The organism is Kribbella sp. NPDC104740, assembly GCF_055583505.1.
Map to the genome: position 1 here is coordinate 63,721 of NZ_JBVJNV010000010.1, position 15,843 is coordinate 79,563.

Genomic DNA, 15,843 nt, shown 5'->3' on the forward strand with positions numbered 1-15,843 from the left:
CGTGAGCACCATCACCCTGAGCAAGTCAGATGCGGCCGGCGTCCGGACCGACGCCGTCGTCATCGGTGTCGTCAAGCTCGACGGCGGCGTGGCGCTGCCGGCCGGCACCGAGTCGCTGAACGCCGCGTACGACGGCCGGCTGGTGGAGGTGCTGTCCGGGCTCGGAGCCACCGGCAAGGCCGGTGAGGTCACCAAGGTCCCCGGCCCGAAGCCGGGCAAGTCGGCGACGCTGATCGCGGTCGGCCTCGGGACGGCGCCGGACGGCGCGCTGAAGACCGAGGACCTGCGCACCGCCGCCGGTGTCGGCGTCCGCGCCGCCAAGACCACGCAGTCGGTCGCGCTGGCGCTGCCGACCCCCGACGCCGACTGCGTCCGCGCGGTCGCCGAGGGCGCGCTGATCGGCCGCTACTCGTTCACGGCGTACAAGTCCGAGGCCTCCACCGACGCCCCGGGCAACCTGACGCTGATCACCGACCTGGCCCGCAACAAGGACGCCAAGGCCGCGCTCGAGCGGGCCCAGATCGTCGCCGACGCGGTCCACCAGGTCCGCGACTGGGTGAACACGCCGCCGTCGGACCTGCACCCGGCCGAGTTCGCCACGCACGCGCAGAAGCTGGCCAAGGAGTACGGCGTCAAGGTCGAGGTGCTCGACGAGAAGGCGCTGGCCAAGGGCGGCTACGGCGGCATCCTCGGCGTCGGCCAGGGCTCGACCAACCCGCCGCGGCTGGTCCGGCTCAGCTACACCCCGAAGAAGCCGGTCACGCACCTGGCCTTCGTCGGCAAGGGCATCACCTTCGACTCCGGAGGCCTGTCGCTGAAGACCGCGTCCGGCATGGTCAGCATGAAGGCCGACATGGCCGGCGCCGCCGCCGTCGTCGGGGCCACCCTCGCGATCGCGCGGCTCGGCCTCCCGGTCCAGGTCACCACGTACGCCGCGATGGCCGAGAACATGCCGTCGGGCTCGGCGGCCCGGCCGTCCGACGTGCTGACCATGTACGGCGGCAAGACGGTCGAGGTGCTGAACACCGACGCCGAGGGCCGGCTGGTGCTCGGCGACGCGCTGGTCCGGGCGTCAGAGGACGCACCCGACCTGATCGTCGACGTGGCCACCCTGACCGGCGCCTGTGTCGTTGCCCTGGGCACCAAGGTGGCCGGTGCGTTCGCGAACACCGACACCGCCCGCGAGCGGGTCGTCGACGCCGCGGTCGCGGCCGGCGAGGCGATGTGGCCGCTGCCGATCCCGGCCGAGATGCTGGACAAGCTGCGCTCGCACTCGAAGGTCGCCGACCTGGCCAACATCACCGGCGAGCCGTGGGGCGGCGCGCTCGCCGCGGCCGCCTTCCTCGGCGACTTCGTTGCCGACGGCATCGACTGGGTGCACCTGGACGTGGCCGGCCCGGCGTTCAACGACGGCGGCCCCTCGGGCTACACCCCCACCGGCGGTACCGGGTACTCGGTCCGCACGCTGGTGGAGCTGGCCGCGGCGGCCAGCTGACGTTCGTTGCCTCGAGGTCCGCTACCCGGCTGGGTAGCGGACCTCGAGCATGGTGCAGCCCTCTTCGGTGCGGTACGGGCCGTGCGGCATGCCGGGGTGCCGGGCGGCGTACTGGCCGGCGGTGAAGGTCTGCTGCAGCGTGAGGTCGGTCAGCGAGCCCTCCAGGAGGTAGACCTCCTCGAAGTACTCGTGCCTGATCACCTCATCTGTGGTGGTCCCAGGAGCCCAGCGGGCGATCCGGGTGAGGTTGTCCTCGGGGCCGTCGCTCAACACTCGCTGGCTGATCCCACCGGACTCGGTCCACTCAACTTGGTCGACGGGGAAGAACTCGTGCTGGGCCTTCATGTCAGTCCCACGCTTCGGCGAGCTGCTCCACGGCGTACTCGATCCGGCTGGTCAGTCCGCGCGGGTCGGTGAGCTCCACCCGCCACGCGTCGGCGAACTGGTCGACCCCGGCGATCATCGGGATCGTCCCGCTGAGCAGCACGGTCCCCGGCCGCAGCAGGTCGCCCAGCTCCTTCACCCAGTACGACGGCGGCAGCAGCTGCGCCAGCGTCCCGTCCTGGATCAGCTGCTCGTCGTCGCCGTGCCGCACCCACGCCTTGAGCGTGAACCCGTCCAGCTCGGCCTCCACCTCCCGCAGCGGCCAGGCGACGTCCCCCAGCGCGTCCGGCGCGGTCTGCTTGCTCCACGCGACCCCGTGCACCTCCAGCGCCCGGTCGGTGTGGTCGCACGCTACGGTGAGCAGCAGGTCGTCCGGCCCGTCGCCGACGATCAGCGCCCACTCCGCCTCGCCAGAGGTCCGCCCGTGCGCGACCTGGACCACCTCCGGGCGGCTGACCAGCGACGCCGACAGCGGGTAGAGCGTCGGGATCCGCCGCGGCGCGGGCACGCCCAGCTCGGCCAGCTCGTCGACGTGGTGCTGGACCTGCGCGGTGTCGCGGCCGGCGTACCCGGCGTTGAGCGCGTAGCGCACCTGGATCGCCCGTTCCCGACCGTCCGGGAGCGTGAAGCGCAGGACCTGGGACATTGGAAACCTCCGTCAGCACTTGCGTGAACACGTTGTATACGACGAGTATGGAGCATCGACCGAAGGAGGTCCACCCGATGCCTTTGCCCACCAGCCCGGGATCCGCCGCCCAGGGCGACCGCCGCAGCCTCTACAAGGCGTTCGCCGCGAGCCTGTCCGGCACGTCGCTGGAGTGGTACGACTTCGCCGTCTACAGCTCCGCCGCCGCCCTGGTCTTCGGCGACCTGTTCTTCCCGGGCAGCGACCCGCTGACCGGGACCCTGCAGGCCTTCGCGACGTACGCCGTGGGGTACGTCGCGCGGCCGCTCGGCGGGATCTTCTTCGGCCGGCTCGGCGACGTGATCGGCCGCAAGCGGGTGCTGGTCGCGACGCTGCTGCTGATCGGGGTGGCCACCTTCTTCATCGGCCTGCTGCCGACGCACGCCCAGGCCGGTGCGATCGCACCGACGCTGCTGGTGTTCCTGCGCTTCGTCCAGGGCGTCGGAGTGGGCGGCGAGTGGGGCGGTGCGGTACTGCTCAGCAGCGAGTTCAGCCAGGCCGGTCAGCGCGGGTTCTGGGCGTCGGCCGCGCAGGTGGGTCCGCCGCTGGGCACGCTGATGGCGAACGGCGTACTGGCTGTGCTGGCGGGGGCGCTGTCGGAGGACGCGTTTCTGAGCTGGGGCTGGCGGGTGGCGTTCCTGCTGTCCGCCCTACTGGTCGGGTTCGGTCTGCTGATCCGGACCAGGCTGGAGGAGACTCCGGTGTTCAAGGAGCTGGAGGCGCGCGGCGACCGGCCGACCGCACCGGTCACCGAGGTGCTCCGGACGCAGCGGCGCGGGCTGGCAGCAGCCATCCTGGCCCGGGTCGGGCCGGACGTGCTCTACGCCATGTTCGCCGTGTTCGTGCTGACCTATGCGACGCAGGAGCTCGACATGAGCCGCGGCCAGGCGGTCACCGCCGTACTGGTCGGCTCGGCGTTCCAGGTCGGGCTCATCCCGTTGTCGGGCTGGCTGTCCGACCGGTACGGGCGGCGGCTGGTCTACGCGATCGGCGCGGTCGGCGGAGCGGTGTGGAGCGTGGTGTTCTTCGCCATCGCGTCGTCGCTGGCCACCGTGCTACCCGGGGTGGTGATCGGGCTGGTGTTCCACTCGCTGATGTACGGACCGCAGGCGGCGTTCGTTTCGGAGCAGTTCACCGCCCGGCTCCGCTACACCGGCAGCTCGCTGGCCTACACGCTGGCCGGGGTGATTGGCGGGGCGCTCGCGCCGCTGGCGTTCACGTACTTCCTGGCCAAGGCCGGTACCGGGTACGTGATCGCGGCGTACATCGTGGTCGCCTGTGTGGTCACGCTGGTCGGGCTGCGGCTCGGCCGCGCCGTACAGGACGATGCGGCGGCCAGCCCGCAGGACGCCGCGGCAACGACTAGCCCTGCATGAGGATGGCCCCGGTGGTGTCGAGGTGGCGGAGGATCGCCGCCTCGGCAGCTGCCTTGTCGCCGCCGGCCAGGCCGTCCACGATGGCCTGGTGCTCGGACAGCACGTCCTGGCGGCGGGTGGCGCTGCGGCCGAGCGCCACGACGCCCAGCAGCACGTGCCGCGCACGCAGGCTGTCGTACAGGCGGCCGAGCACCGAGTTACCGGCCGATTCGATCAGCAGCGCGTGGAACTGGCTGTCCAGCTCGATGAAGTCCTTGGCGTCGCCGGACTCGACGATCGCCCGCTGCTGCTCCAGTACGGCGGACATCGGCGCGACCGGCGTCGTACCGGCGGCCAGACAGGTGGTCGCGGCCCAGCACTCCATCACGCCGCGGGCCTGCATCATCTCGGCGATCTCGCGGCCGGGCACCGGCGCGACGAACGCGCCGCGGTGCGGGACCAGCTGGACCAGGTCCTCGGCGGCCAGCATCAGCAGCGCCTCCCGGACCGGCGTCCGGGAGATCCCGACCTCGGTCGCGACGGCCTGCTCGTTGATGAACGTGCCGGAGACCGCGGGGTCGCTGAGCACGGTCCCTCGCAGGTACTGGTAGGCGCGGTCGCGGCCGGAGTCCCCACTCAATTGCATACTCAATGTATACAGCCTTGGAGGGTTCATGACATCCCTGACCGCGCAGAATGCTGCTGGCGAGTCGATGCCGATCGTGGTTGCTGCCGCCCAGATCCTGACCGGTGCCGATCCTGTCGCCAATCTAGCTGCCGCGATCAACGCCGTCCGGCGGGCCGCGGACGCCGGGGCGCAGCTGGTCGCGCTGCCGGAGGCCACGCTGGCCGCGTTCGGGAGTGATCTGCGGGCGGTCGCCGAGCCGCTCGACGGGCCGTTCGCGACCGGGCTGCGCAAGGTCGCCGAGGAGACCGGTGTGGTCGTGGTCGCGGGCCTGTTCGAGCCGGCGGCCGACGGGCGGGTGCACAACACGCTGCTCGCGACCGGGCCGGGCGTCGAGGCGTCGTACCGCAAGATCCACCTGTACGACGCGTTCGGGTCGCGCGAGTCCGACCTGGTTGCTCCGGGCAAGGAGCTGGTGACGTTCGCGCTGGGCGGGCTGACGGTGGGGCTGGCGACCTGCTACGACCTGCGGTTCGCGGATCAGTTCAGCGCGCTGGGGCGGCTGGGCGCGGAGCTGGTCGTCGTACCGGCTTCTTGGGGTGCTGGGCCGGGCAAGGAGGAGCAGTGGGATCTGCTGACTCGTGCTCGTGCGTCGGACGCGCAGGCCTGGCTGCTGGCGTGTGACCAGGCGTGGACCGCGCCGGCCGGGTCTGACCCGCTGGGGATCGGCCGGAGCGTGCTCGCTGATCCGCTGGGGCGGGTCAGCGCGCGGCTGGGCTCGGAGCCGGGGCTGCTGCTGGGCGCTGTCGACACCGAGCTGACCGCTGGTGTGCGGCGGCGTGTGCCGATCCTGTAGCTAGGCGAGGCCGTTCTTCTTCTGGCGGGCGTTGTACTCGCGCATGCGCGGCGGGTACCCCACCACGGCGGCGTCGTACGACGGGATGCCCAGCTTGTTCGCGAAGTTGTGCGCCCACTCGACCGACGGAACCCGCCGCCGCGTCCACTCACCGTCGACGGCGACCAGGAGCATCGTGTACTCCGTGACCGCGGTGCGCGGCTCGACGAAGCCCTCGACCCCTTGCCGGGTCTGGACGAACTCCCGCAGGTGCGCCTGGTCGGGGTTGTCCGACTTACGCATCGTGCCCGGCCTCTGCCGGCGACCGAACCACTTCATGGACAAAGTGTCCCCTATCACCACAAATAAGTCGCGGATCCAGCACGTGCCGCCCCGGCCACCCCTCCGCACCGCCCAGGGCCGGGCCGGCACGCGGCCCCCACATCGGTCGGTACGACGCCGCCCTCGCGGGAAAAGTTCGGCCCGGCCGCCGGCGCCGCGCCGCTGCTGCGCGGCCCGCCTCCGGGTTTCCGGACACCACCCCCGCGGTGGCTGCCCTCACCGGACGCGTTCCGCGACCGCTGCTGCGCCGCGGCGAGCCCAAAGACGACCCAGCGGCCCCGCGATGACAAGATGACGCCGGGCCACCCCCGCGACCCGGGGGCACCCACCGCCCGCTGACCAGTTGACCCACGGAGGAACCTGTGACGACCACGGCAGACACGACGTACGACCTGCTGATCCTCGGCGGAGGCAGCGGTGGCTACGCCGCCGCGCTGCGCGCCGCCGTCCTCGGCAAGTCCGTCGCCCTCGTCGAGAAGGACAAGCTCGGCGGCACCTGTCTGCACCGTGGCTGCATCCCCACCAAGGCCCTCCTGCACGCCGCCGAGGTCGCCGACTCCGCCCGCGAGGGTGAGCAGTTCGGCGTCCGGACGACGCTCGAGGGCGTCGACATGGGCGGCGTCAACAAGTACAAGGACGGCGTCGTCGACCGCCTCTTCAAGGGCCTGCAGGGACAGATCAAGTCCCGCGGCATCACCGTCATCGAGGGCGAGGGACGGCTGACCTCCCCGACGACGGTCGAGGTCGGCGGTACGACGTACACGGGCAAGAACGTGATCATCGCCTCCGGCTCGTACTCGCGCTCGCTGCCCGGCCTGGAGATCGACGGCCGCCGGGTGATCGCCAGCGAGCACGCGCTGACGCTGGACCGGGTGCCGGAGTCGGCGGTCGTGCTCGGCGGTGGCGTGATCGGTGTCGAGTTCGCCAGCGCCTGGACGTCGTTCGGGACCAAGGTGACGATCGTCGAGGCGCTGCCGCGGCTCGTCCCGGCCGAGGACGCCGACTGCAGCAAGACCCTGGAGCGGGCCTTCCGCAAGCGCAAGATCGGCTTCAAGACCGGCACGTCGTTCGAGTCCGTCGAGGTCACCGACGACGGCGTCCGGGTCACCGTCGCCGGTGGCGAGGTGATCGAGGCCGAGCTGCTGCTGGTCGCGGTCGGCCGCGGCCCGAACACCACCGGCCTCGGCTACGAGGAGGTCGGCGTCGCGCTCGACCGCGGCTTCGTCACCGTCGACCAGAACCTGCAGACCAGCGTCCCGGGCGTGTACGCCGTCGGCGACATCGTGCCCGGGCTGCAGCTCGCGCACCGCGGCTTCCAGCAGGGCATCTTCGTCGCCGAGCACCTGGCCGGGCTGAACCCGGCCCCGATCGACGAGGCCGGCATCCCGCGCGTCACCTACTCCGAGCCGGAGGTCGCCTCCGTCGGCCTGACCGAGGAGCAGGCGCGTTCGGCGTACGGCGAGGTGGAGATCCTGAACTACAACCTGGGCGGGAACGGCAAGAGCCAGATCCTGAAGACCCAGGGGTTCGTGAAGCTGGTCCGGGCCAAGGACGGCGCGGTGGTCGGCCTGCACATGGTCGGCTCCCGGGTCGGCGAACTGATCGGCGAGGCCCAGCTGATCTACAACTGGGAGGCGTACCCGGCCGACGTCGCGCCGCTCGTGCACGCCCACCCGACCCAGAACGAGGCCCTCGGCGAAGCGCACCTGGCGCTGGCCGGAAAGCCTTTGCACTTCCACGAGTAAGTTGGTGGTGCGCCGCTACGGGCGTGTCCGCCGTGACCCGGCGGCGCCCCGTTCCGGCGGCACCGTAGGCTGACTTCGAGACCGATCGACGAAGGAGCAACGACCGTCATGCCGACCTCTGTATCCCTGCCGGCCCTCGGGGAGAGCGTCACCGAAGGAACCGTCACCCGCTGGCTCAAGCAGGTCGGTGACACGGTTGCCGTCGACGAACCCCTGCTGGAGGTCTCGACCGACAAGGTCGACACCGAGATCCCGTCGCCCGTCGCCGGCACCCTCCTGGAGATCAAGGCCGCCGAGGACGAGACCGTGGAGGTCGGCGCCGAGCTGGCCGTCATCGGCGACGCCGGCGAGTCCACCGGCGGCGACGCCGCCCCGGCCGCCGAAGCGCCGGCGGAGGAGGCTCCGGCCGAGGAAGCTCCGGCCGCCGAGGCCGCGCCGCAGGCGCAGGCCGCTCCCGCCGAGGCTGCCCCGCAGCAGGCCGCGCCGCAGGCGCAGGCCGCCCCGGCCGAGGCCCAGCCGCAGGCGCAGGCCGCTCCGGCGGGCGACTCCTCCAGCTCTTCTCCGGCCGAAGCGGCCTCAGCCCCCGCGGCCTCCCCGGCCGCATCCGCGCCGGCCTCCGGTGGCACCTCGGTGACCCTCCCCGCGCTCGGTGAGAGCGTGACCGAAGGCACCGTCACCCGCTGGCTCAAGCAGGTCGGCGACGACGTCGCCGTCGACGAGCCCCTGCTCGAGGTCTCCACCGACAAGGTCGACACCGAGATCCCGTCGCCCGTCGCCGGCAAGCTGCTGGAGATCAAGGTCGCCGAGGACGAGACCGTCGAGGTCGGCGCCGAGCTCGCCGTCGTCGGTTCCGGCGACGCGGCCCCCGCCCAGGAGGCCCCGAAGCAGGAGCCCCCGGCCGAGGCCCAGCAGGAAGCCCCCGCGCAGGAGGCTCCGGCCGCCGAGGCTCCGGCCGCGGCGCCCGCCCCGCAGGCCGCCGCCCCCGCCCCGCAGGCCGCCGCCCCCGCCGCGCAGGCTCCTGCTGCAGCCCCCGCGCCGCAGCAGGCCCCGCCCGCCCAGGCCCCGGCCGCGCAGGCGCCCGCCGTACAGGCTCCTGCCGCGCAGGCCCCGGCAGCAGCTCCGGCCCCGCAGGCGGCTCCGGCTCCGCAGGCCCCGGCCCCGCAGCAGGCAGCCGCCCCGGCCGCCAGCTCGAACGGCGCCTCCTCCGAGGGCCCGAACTACGTCACCCCGCTGGTCCGCAAGCTCGCCGCCGAGAACAACGTCGACCTGGGCTCGGTCCAGGGCACCGGCGTCGGCGGCCGGATCCGCAAGCAGGACGTCATCGCCGCCGCCGAGGCAGCCAAGGCCGCCCCGGCCCCCGCCGCCGCTCCGGCTGCAGCGGCCCCGGCCGCGAAGGCCGCGATCAGCCCGCTGCGCGGTACCACCGAGAAGATGTCCCGGATCCGCAAGGCGATCGCCAGCCACATGGTGAACTCGCTGAAGGTCTCCGCCCAGCTGACCACGGTCGTCGAGGTCGACGTCACCGAGATCGCCAAGCTGCGGAACGCGAAGAAGGACGAGTTCTTCGCCCGCGAGGGCGTCAAGCTCTCCTTCCTGCCGTTCTTCGCGCTCGCCGCGGTGGACGCGCTGAAGCAGTACCCGAAGCTGAACGCCTCGATCAACGAGGAGGCCGGCGAGGTCACGTACCACGCCGCCGAGCACCTCGGGATCGCCGTCGACGCCGAGAAGGGCCTGATGGTCCCGGTCGTGCACAACGCCGGCGACCTGAACATCGCGGGCCTGGCCAAGAAGATCGCCGACCTCGCCGACCGCACCCGCAACAACAAGGTGCTGCCCGACGAGATGGCCGGCGGCACGTTCACGATCACGAACACCGGCAGCCGCGGCGCCCTGTTCGACACCCCGATCCTGAACCAGCCCCAGGTCGGCATGCTCGGCACCGGCGCGGTCGTCAAGCGCCCGGTCGTCATCACCCACCCCGAGCTCGGCGAAACCATCGCGATCCGCCAGATGGTCTACCTCGCGCTCACCTACGACCACCGCCTGGTCGACGGCGCCGACGCGGCCCGCTACCTGACGGCAGTCAAGGCGCGCCTGGAAGAAGCCCAGTTCGACGTCTGATCCGTACGCCGCACCACCAGCCGACCCGCTCGGGCACCAGCCCGCAGCGGGTCGCTGCTTTTCCGCCGATTACCAGCCCCCTGGCCCCAGTCCCCCTCCTCCCCTCGCTGCCTCTCCCCTCTCCGCCCTCCCTCGCCCCCTCCCCCTCGCCGTACTCCCCTCTCCTCCTCTCTCTTCTCTCTTTCCCTCCCCCTCTCCCCCGGAGGTCCCGTTGAAGTACGTCCTCGCCGGCGCATCCGGCTTCCTCGGTACGGCGCTCGCCCGCGACCTCGTTGCCGACGGCCACCAAGTCACCCGCCTGGTCCGCCGTACGCCGTCCTCCCCCGACGAACTCCAGTGGAACCCCGCCACCGGCCAACTGGACCTCAAGCCCCTCGACAACGCCGACGTCCTCGTCAACCTCGCCGGCGCGAACATCGGCCGCCCCTGGACCCCGACGTACCGCGCGACCATCCGCGAAAGCCGAGTCAGCACCACCGCCACCCTCGCCCAAGCCGCCGCCCAACTGGACGCCCGCCCAACCCTCCTAACCCAGTCAGGAATCGGCGGCTACGGCAAAGACTGCGGCGACAACCTCCTCACCGAATCCACCCCACTGGGCGAAGGCTTCCTGGCCGACGTAGTCCGAGTCTGGGAAGGCGCCACCACCCCAGCCCGCGAGGCAGGCTGCCGAGTAGCCACCCTCCGAACCGGCGTAGTCCTCGCCCGCCAGGCCCCCGCCTTCCAACTCCTGTCCCTCCCCTTCCGCCTAGGCCTCGGCGGCCGCCTAGGCCCCGGCACCCAGTACTTCCCCGTCGTCTCCCTCCAAGACTGGCTCCGCGCCGTCCGCCACACCGCCGAACACGACGAGGTCGAAGGCCCGGTCAACATCACCCTCCCCACCCCCATCACCAACAAGACCTTCACCCAAGCCCTGGCCACCCACCTCCACCGCCCCGCCCTCCTCCCCGTCCCCGCGGCAGCGATGACCACCCTCCTAGGCGAGTTCGCCTGGGAACTCCTAGGCAGCAAACGAGCCCTCCCCACAACCCTCCAAACCACCGGCTTCACGTTCGCCCACCCCACCCCGCAACAAGCCATCGCCGCAGCCTTCACCAGCTAACCCACAAGCCCCGCGAACCCCGCAAGATGAACCAATTCGCTCCCCACACAGCAGCGCGCGAAGGCTCGCGGTGAGCCGCCGGCGGCTCGGCGTCGGCGTCCACCTGAACAAGCGCCGCACCGCCCCAGTCCCTCCCACCAAGCATCGTGAGCTGACCGGCAACAGCTCACCAACGAGCCATCACGCCGAGACTCGGCTGGCCCACCCGAAGCAATAGCTGAGCAGCGCCCAGAGGCAACGGCAGTCGCAGATCTGAGCAGCTCCGATCGCTGGACTGCACACGCCGGCGCGCAGCGAGCAGCTGTCGAGGACTTGAACGCGACATCGCACGGCTTTGGTCGGTGGCCTGCACGCACCGTGGACGCCGGCCATCAGCCAGCACTCGGAGTCGACCTCGGTGGACGACCTGACGCGTCGGCGCGAGTAGGTGGACGGCGCTGGCAACATCCGACAGTGCCGCATCATCACGCTGTCGTCGCTGTGGCCGGAGTTGCGGTCGCCCACGCATGGCAGCGGCAGCGGCAGCGGCAGCGGCAGCGGACGGTACGACGTACTCGTCGGTGGCGGCGATGCCCGCGCAGTGCGGATCTGTCGGCTGGCGTACAGCGGGTCATCGGCTGCGAGAGCGGCGCGGGGATGGCACGCGGGACACCCGCGCCGAGGCAGAGCGCCCCGCAGAGGCGGAGGCGCGGCGCAGGGCGCAGGGGCGGAGGCAGGAGCAGACGAGCCCAGCGTGTTGCGGGCACTCTGCACGGCGTGGGTGCTGGCGCTGTGTGGCGGCCGCCGTGTGTTGCTGGGCAGAGGCCGCGGTGTGCTGTTGGGAAGGGCCGCGGTGTGTGGCTCGAGCTACTGGATGCGGATGGCGACTCGGGCTGGGGTTTGCGGCGCGGGTGGCTGTGTCTAGGGGCTTGGTCAGTTGGGTGGTTGCTGGTTGGCGGGTGGGGCTTTGGTTTGTTGGTGGGCTTTCTCTTTGGCTTGGTGGTGGTCGGACAGCCAGATGCTTAGGGCAACTATTGCTGCGAGGAGGAAGAGGAGTAGGCCGGGGATTTCCTCGTCGTCTTTTGAGTAGAGGACTACCCAGGTAATGCCTCCGGAGGCTAGGGCCAGGGAGCTTAGTTGTCGTGCCGGCCGTTCGTGGGGGGATATTGCTGGGGGTGGTTGTGGGGATGGCGGTGAGTAGTTGGGAGGTGGGGGTTTGGAAGTGGAGGGTGGTTAAGGGCGACAGGGGTTTGGCGGTGGGTGGGTGTTGGTTGGGGCAGGTGGGCATGGGGTGTCCTGTCACGCGGGGGTGATGGTGGTGATGCGCCAGGTTTTTCCTGTGGGGGTGAGGGTTATTCGGCGGGTGGTGGGTGGGCCGGGTGGGAGGTGGGTTGGGCCGGTGGGGGTCAGGGCTGTGGCGGAGATGAGGCGGTCGGTTACTCGGAGGGTGACTGTGGGACCGGGGGTGGGTTCTTGGGTCAGGTGCTGGATTTGGAAGCGGAGGTTGGCTATTCGGATGTTTTGGGATTTGTAGGTGGCGATGGCTGCTCGGTCGGTGGTCCAGGGGTGGGTGCCTGGTTGGTAGATGGCGTCAAGTTCGGCTGGGTTGAGGGTTAGGAAGGCGTGGGCTCGGAGGGCGTCGAGGGATTCGAGGGTTTGGTGCCAGGAGGTTGAGGAGTTTTGAGGAGAGGGGCTTGGGGTTGGCTTGAGGGGTGGGGTGGGTTTTGGGGTTGGGGATTGGGGGGCGGCTGCGGCGGGGTTGGTGGTGGGGGTGTTGAGGAGGCCGAGGGTGGTGATGGCTACTGCGGTGACGATGACAGCCGCCAAGGCTGTGGCGGCGAGGATGCCGTAGGTGGTTCGGCGGGAGCGGGGGGCTCGGTGGGTGGTGAGGATTTTGTTGAGGCGGGTGGTGTTGTCTCGGCGGGCTCGGTGAGGGGTGTTTCGGCGGGGTTTGCGGCGGGTGGGTGGGATGGGTGGGCGGAGTGGGGTTTGGGTGGGCAGGGCCGGGGTTGGGGTGGGTGGTCGGGGTGAAGGTGGGTCTGTGGTTGGGAAGGCGAGGTTGAGCGGCGCGGGTGGGGCGAGGGTGAGGATGTTGCGGGAGAGGGATTGGGGGGTTGGTTGGGTGAAGAGGGTGGGTGGGATGACGGTGCTGCCGGCTGCCAGTTGAATGAGGGTGGAGAGGGCTTGTACGTCGTCTGCTGGGGTGGTGGGGGTTTGGGAGCGGAGGGCTGTGTCGGTGATCACTGGGCGGCCGTCGGCGTCGAAGAGGATGTTGTTGGGGGTCAGGCGGCCGTGGTGGAGAGCGTGTTGGTGGAGGACTGATATCGCGTCGGCGAGGGGGCTGATGAGGGTGACCAACTCGCCTTTGGAGAGGTCTCCTCTTCTGGACAGGAGGGCGGCGAGGTTTCCTGCTGGGACGTGTTGGGTGAAGAGGAGCCAGTCCTGGTCGGACTTGCGGGCCTCGATGAGGCGGGCCAGGTGGGGGTGGTCGATGGTGAGGAGGGTGGTCAGGTCTCGTTCGAAGGTGGTTGGGTTGGTGATGGTCGGGGTCGGGATGCGTTTCAGGACGGCGTGGCGGCCGGAGGCCAGGTCTCGGACCAGCCAGACGGTGCCGGTGGGGCCGGACCCGAGTTTGCGGCGCAGGCTGTAGCCGGCGATGTCGTCGAGTGCCATGCCAAGAGGGTGCACGAATCGGGTGCGGCGGCCGGAGAGTTATCCACAAGCAGGGCTGGGGTTGGGGCTCGCGGGAGTGTGCACGTGGGTTCGAGGGCGGGGCTGTGGATGGTGGGTGCTGGGCGGCGTACGGCGAGGCATACACTCGATGGCGTGAGGGCTATCAAGTACGTGGAGGCCGGGTTCGGCGGGGACGCCGTCGACTACGAGCGGGCTTGGGAGGAGCAGCGGCGGTTGCACGCTGCTGTTGCTGAGGGCATCGGTGAGGACACGGTGATCCTGCTCGAGCACCCGCCGGTGTACACGGCCGGCAAGCGGACCGAGCCTCATGAGCGGCCCGTCGACGGCACGCCGGTGGTGGACGTCGATCGTGGGGGCAAGATCACGTGGCACGGGCCGGGGCAGTTGGTGGGGTACCCGATCGTGAAGTTGGCTTCGCACGTTTACGTGGTGGATTACGTGCGGCGGCTGGAGGAAGCGCTGATCGCGGTCTGCGCCGAGCTGGGTGTGCGGACCGGGCGGGTCAAGGGGCGCAGTGGGGTGTGGGTTCCGGCCGACGAGCGCGGTCGCGAGCGGAAGATCGCGGCGATCGGGATCCGGGTCTCGCAGGGCGTCACCATGCACGGGTTCGCGTTGAACTGTGACAACGATCTGGCCTGGTTCGACCGGATCGTTCCGTGCGGGATCTCGGACGCCGATGTGACGACGTTGTCCAAGGAGCTCGGGCGGGACGTGCCGGTGACCGAGGTGCTGGAGTCGGTACGGCGGGAGCTGGATCGGATGCTGGCCTGGGACGAGTACGAGCGGACGCCTGACCTGGAGCACGTGGATCCGGCGCCTTCGGGGATTACTTACGGGTTGGCTGTTACTCCGTAGAGTTCCCTGTGGGGTGTGGGTTTCCGGCACCGTGACGGTCTGTAGGTGGGGTGCCGAAGTGTCGTCGCTGTGTGTGGGGAAAACGTCGCTACGGTGGGGACGTGTCCAAATTCCTTGGTTTCCTGCTCGGGATCGTTGCGGCGCTGGCGGGGCCGGCCGCGTTCGGAGTGCTGACCGCTGACGGCGGGCTCGAGCTGAACGCGAAGGAGATGGCGCTTGCCTACGGCATCGGAGCGCTGATCTTCTGGGCCGTCGTCTCGTACTTCTCGGGAGCCGCCGCGCTGGGAGCCGCGCTGACGTTCGGCGCGATGATCTACACGGTGCACTGGATCCCGAACCGGACGACGAACTTCCTCAACGACATCCCGGGTGTGACGACCGGGATGATCGACGGGATCAAGGCGTACACGCTGAACGGTCTGGTACCGGTTCTCGCGGTGATCTCGCTCGTGTACGCCGTACAGCAGATGGTCCAGGCGGTACGGCGGCGCCGGCGCGAGCGCGCCGAGGCCGAGCGGCGGCAGCGCGAGCAGGAAGCCGCGCAGGCGCAGCAGGAGGCTGAGGTCGCTGCTGTTTACGCGGCGCCGGTGGCGGCGGCTGAGTATCCGCCGGCGGAGAACCGGTTCCAGAACTTCGGGAACACGAGCTACGACGACCTGTTCGACGACGAGCCGGAGCCGGTGCAGCCGCGGAATCAGGCGGATGAGCACACGATGCAGTTCGCTGAGGCGGACCGGCCGGTCGAGCGGGAGAACACGGCGGTTGTCGGTGCGGTGAGCAACCAGTCGGACGAGACCGGGCAGGCGGAGCCCGAGCCTCAGCAGGCCGAGCAGCACCAAGCGGAGGCCGACGAGACGCAGGTCGTTGCTGCGGAGCCCAAGCAGACCGAGGCGAGTGCGCCGGAGTCTGACGAGACGCAGGTTGTGGCCGCTGACTCGGAGCAGACGCGGGTCGTGCCCGGGGATCCGGAGGCGACGCAGCCGGTGCCTGTTGCCGAGGTGCCGAAGAAGAACGAGAAGAATGATGACGATGACGAGCCGCCAGTCAACGAAGAACCGAAAGTAGAAGAGCGCAAGGTTGAGGCCCCCAAGGCCGAAACCCCGAAGGCTCCCGAAGCTCCCACCCAGCAGTCCTTCGTGCGGCCCAAGGAAGAGGTCGGGCAGCAGTACCGCGAACGCATGGACGACCCGGAGGACACCGGCGAGTTCTTCGTCGGGCAGTTCCGGCCCGCGGGTGCCTGATCCCGCGAACACATAGGGTCGCGGGATGAGTTTGCAGTGGGAACAGGTGATCGTTCACTCGGCCGACCCGAAGACTCTCGGGCAGTGGTGGGCTGAGGCCCTCGGGTGGGTCGTGGTGTTCGACAGCGACGACGAGTTCGAGATCCGGCCGACAGCGGATCAGATGCCTGGGTTGGATTTTGTGAGGCTGGCGGAGGCGAAGCAGTCGAAGAGCCGGCTGCATCTCGACTTCCGGCCGGACGATCAGGACGCCGAGGTCGCGCGGTTGGTGGCGCACGGGGCGAAGCGGGTGGACATCGGGCAGGGTGAGCAGACCGCGTGGGTCGTGCTCGCCGATCCCGAGGGGAACGAGTTCTGCATCCTCGGACAGAACAGCATTCAGTAA

At 70.3% G+C, this 15,843-nt stretch carries 14 protein-coding genes; 9 read left to right on the forward strand and 5 right to left on the reverse strand.

What is annotated here, in order from left to right:
- Nucleotide 1: 1 nt before the first annotated feature.
- A complete protein-coding gene (locus ACZ6Z4_RS35820) occupies nt 2-1,495 on the forward strand; it encodes a leucyl aminopeptidase (RefSeq protein ID WP_465575611.1) in 1,494 nt (497 codons plus the stop codon).
- Between the two features lie 21 nt (nt 1,496-1,516).
- Here ACZ6Z4_RS35820 and ACZ6Z4_RS35825 read toward each other — a convergent pair whose 3' ends face one another.
- Both ACZ6Z4_RS35825 and ACZ6Z4_RS35830 read right to left on the reverse strand, forming a co-directional pair.
- Entirely contained in the window at nt 1,517-1,840 is a 324-nt protein-coding gene (locus tag ACZ6Z4_RS35825; protein ID WP_465575616.1) for a cupin domain-containing protein, read from the reverse strand.
- Nucleotide 1,841: 1 nt separating this feature from the next.
- The gene (locus ACZ6Z4_RS35830; protein WP_465575623.1) at nt 1,842-2,525 is read right to left on the reverse strand and encodes a DUF2848 family protein; all 684 of its coding nucleotides are present in this window, start codon (nt 2,523-2,525) and stop codon (nt 1,842-1,844) included.
- A gap of 77 nt (nt 2,526-2,602) precedes the next feature.
- On the opposite strand from ACZ6Z4_RS35830, the gene ACZ6Z4_RS35835 reads away from it, so the two are divergent.
- A complete protein-coding gene (locus ACZ6Z4_RS35835) occupies nt 2,603-3,940 on the forward strand; it encodes an MFS transporter (RefSeq protein WP_465575626.1) in 1,338 nt (445 codons plus the stop codon).
- Here ACZ6Z4_RS35835 and ACZ6Z4_RS35840 read toward each other — a convergent pair.
- Nucleotides 3,927-4,565 (reverse strand): GntR family transcriptional regulator, encoded by a 639-nt coding sequence (locus ACZ6Z4_RS35840; protein WP_465575628.1) that lies wholly within the window; start codon nt 4,563-4,565, stop codon nt 3,927-3,929. The genes ACZ6Z4_RS35835 and ACZ6Z4_RS35840 overlap by 14 nt on opposite strands.
- A 28-nt stretch (nt 4,566-4,593) precedes the next feature.
- Between ACZ6Z4_RS35840 and ACZ6Z4_RS35845 the strand changes: the two genes are divergently transcribed.
- Entirely contained in the window at nt 4,594-5,400 is an 807-nt protein-coding gene (locus ACZ6Z4_RS35845) for a carbon-nitrogen hydrolase family protein (protein ID WP_465575632.1), read from the forward strand.
- Here ACZ6Z4_RS35845 and ACZ6Z4_RS35850 read toward each other — a convergent pair whose 3' ends face one another.
- Nucleotides 5,401-5,718, reverse strand: a complete 318-nt coding sequence (locus ACZ6Z4_RS35850) for a hypothetical protein (protein WP_363671366.1) — start codon at nt 5,716-5,718, stop codon at nt 5,401-5,403. It abuts the gene before it with no gap.
- 365 nt (nt 5,719-6,083) lie between these two features.
- Here ACZ6Z4_RS35850 and lpdA point away from each other — a divergent pair, with 365 nt between their 5' ends.
- From lpdA to ACZ6Z4_RS35865, 3 genes are all read left to right on the forward strand, one after another.
- On the forward strand, nt 6,084-7,466 hold the full coding sequence (gene lpdA / locus ACZ6Z4_RS35855) for a dihydrolipoyl dehydrogenase (protein ID WP_465575637.1): 1,383 nt from the start codon (nt 6,084-6,086) through the stop codon (nt 7,464-7,466).
- Between the two features lie 108 nt (nt 7,467-7,574).
- A complete protein-coding gene (gene sucB, locus ACZ6Z4_RS35860; protein ID WP_465575644.1) occupies nt 7,575-9,587 on the forward strand; it encodes a 2-oxoglutarate dehydrogenase, E2 component, dihydrolipoamide succinyltransferase in 2,013 nt (670 codons plus the stop codon).
- 211 nt (nt 9,588-9,798) lie between these two features.
- On the forward strand, nt 9,799-10,689 hold the full coding sequence (locus tag ACZ6Z4_RS35865; RefSeq protein WP_465575649.1) for a TIGR01777 family oxidoreductase: 891 nt from the start codon (nt 9,799-9,801) through the stop codon (nt 10,687-10,689).
- A 1,278-nt stretch (nt 10,690-11,967) separates the two neighbouring features.
- Here ACZ6Z4_RS35865 and ACZ6Z4_RS35870 read toward each other — a convergent pair.
- A complete protein-coding gene (locus ACZ6Z4_RS35870; RefSeq protein ID WP_465575652.1) occupies nt 11,968-13,341 on the reverse strand; it encodes a protein kinase domain-containing protein in 1,374 nt (457 codons plus the stop codon).
- Nucleotides 13,342-13,494: 153 nt separating this feature from the next.
- Here ACZ6Z4_RS35870 and lipB point away from each other — a divergent pair, with 153 nt between their 5' ends.
- From lipB to ACZ6Z4_RS35885, 3 genes are all read left to right on the forward strand, one after another.
- Nucleotides 13,495-14,217 (forward strand): lipoyl(octanoyl) transferase LipB, encoded by a 723-nt coding sequence (gene lipB / locus ACZ6Z4_RS35875; protein WP_465575658.1) that lies wholly within the window; start codon nt 13,495-13,497, stop codon nt 14,215-14,217.
- A 101-nt stretch (nt 14,218-14,318) separates the two neighbouring features.
- Nucleotides 14,319-15,458, forward strand: coding sequence for a hypothetical protein (locus ACZ6Z4_RS35880; protein WP_465575665.1), 1,140 nt, complete (start codon nt 14,319-14,321; stop codon nt 15,456-15,458).
- A 25-nt stretch (nt 15,459-15,483) separates the two neighbouring features.
- Complete coding sequence (locus ACZ6Z4_RS35885) at nt 15,484-15,843, forward strand: VOC family protein (protein WP_465575668.1); 360 nt, start codon at nt 15,484-15,486, stop codon at nt 15,841-15,843.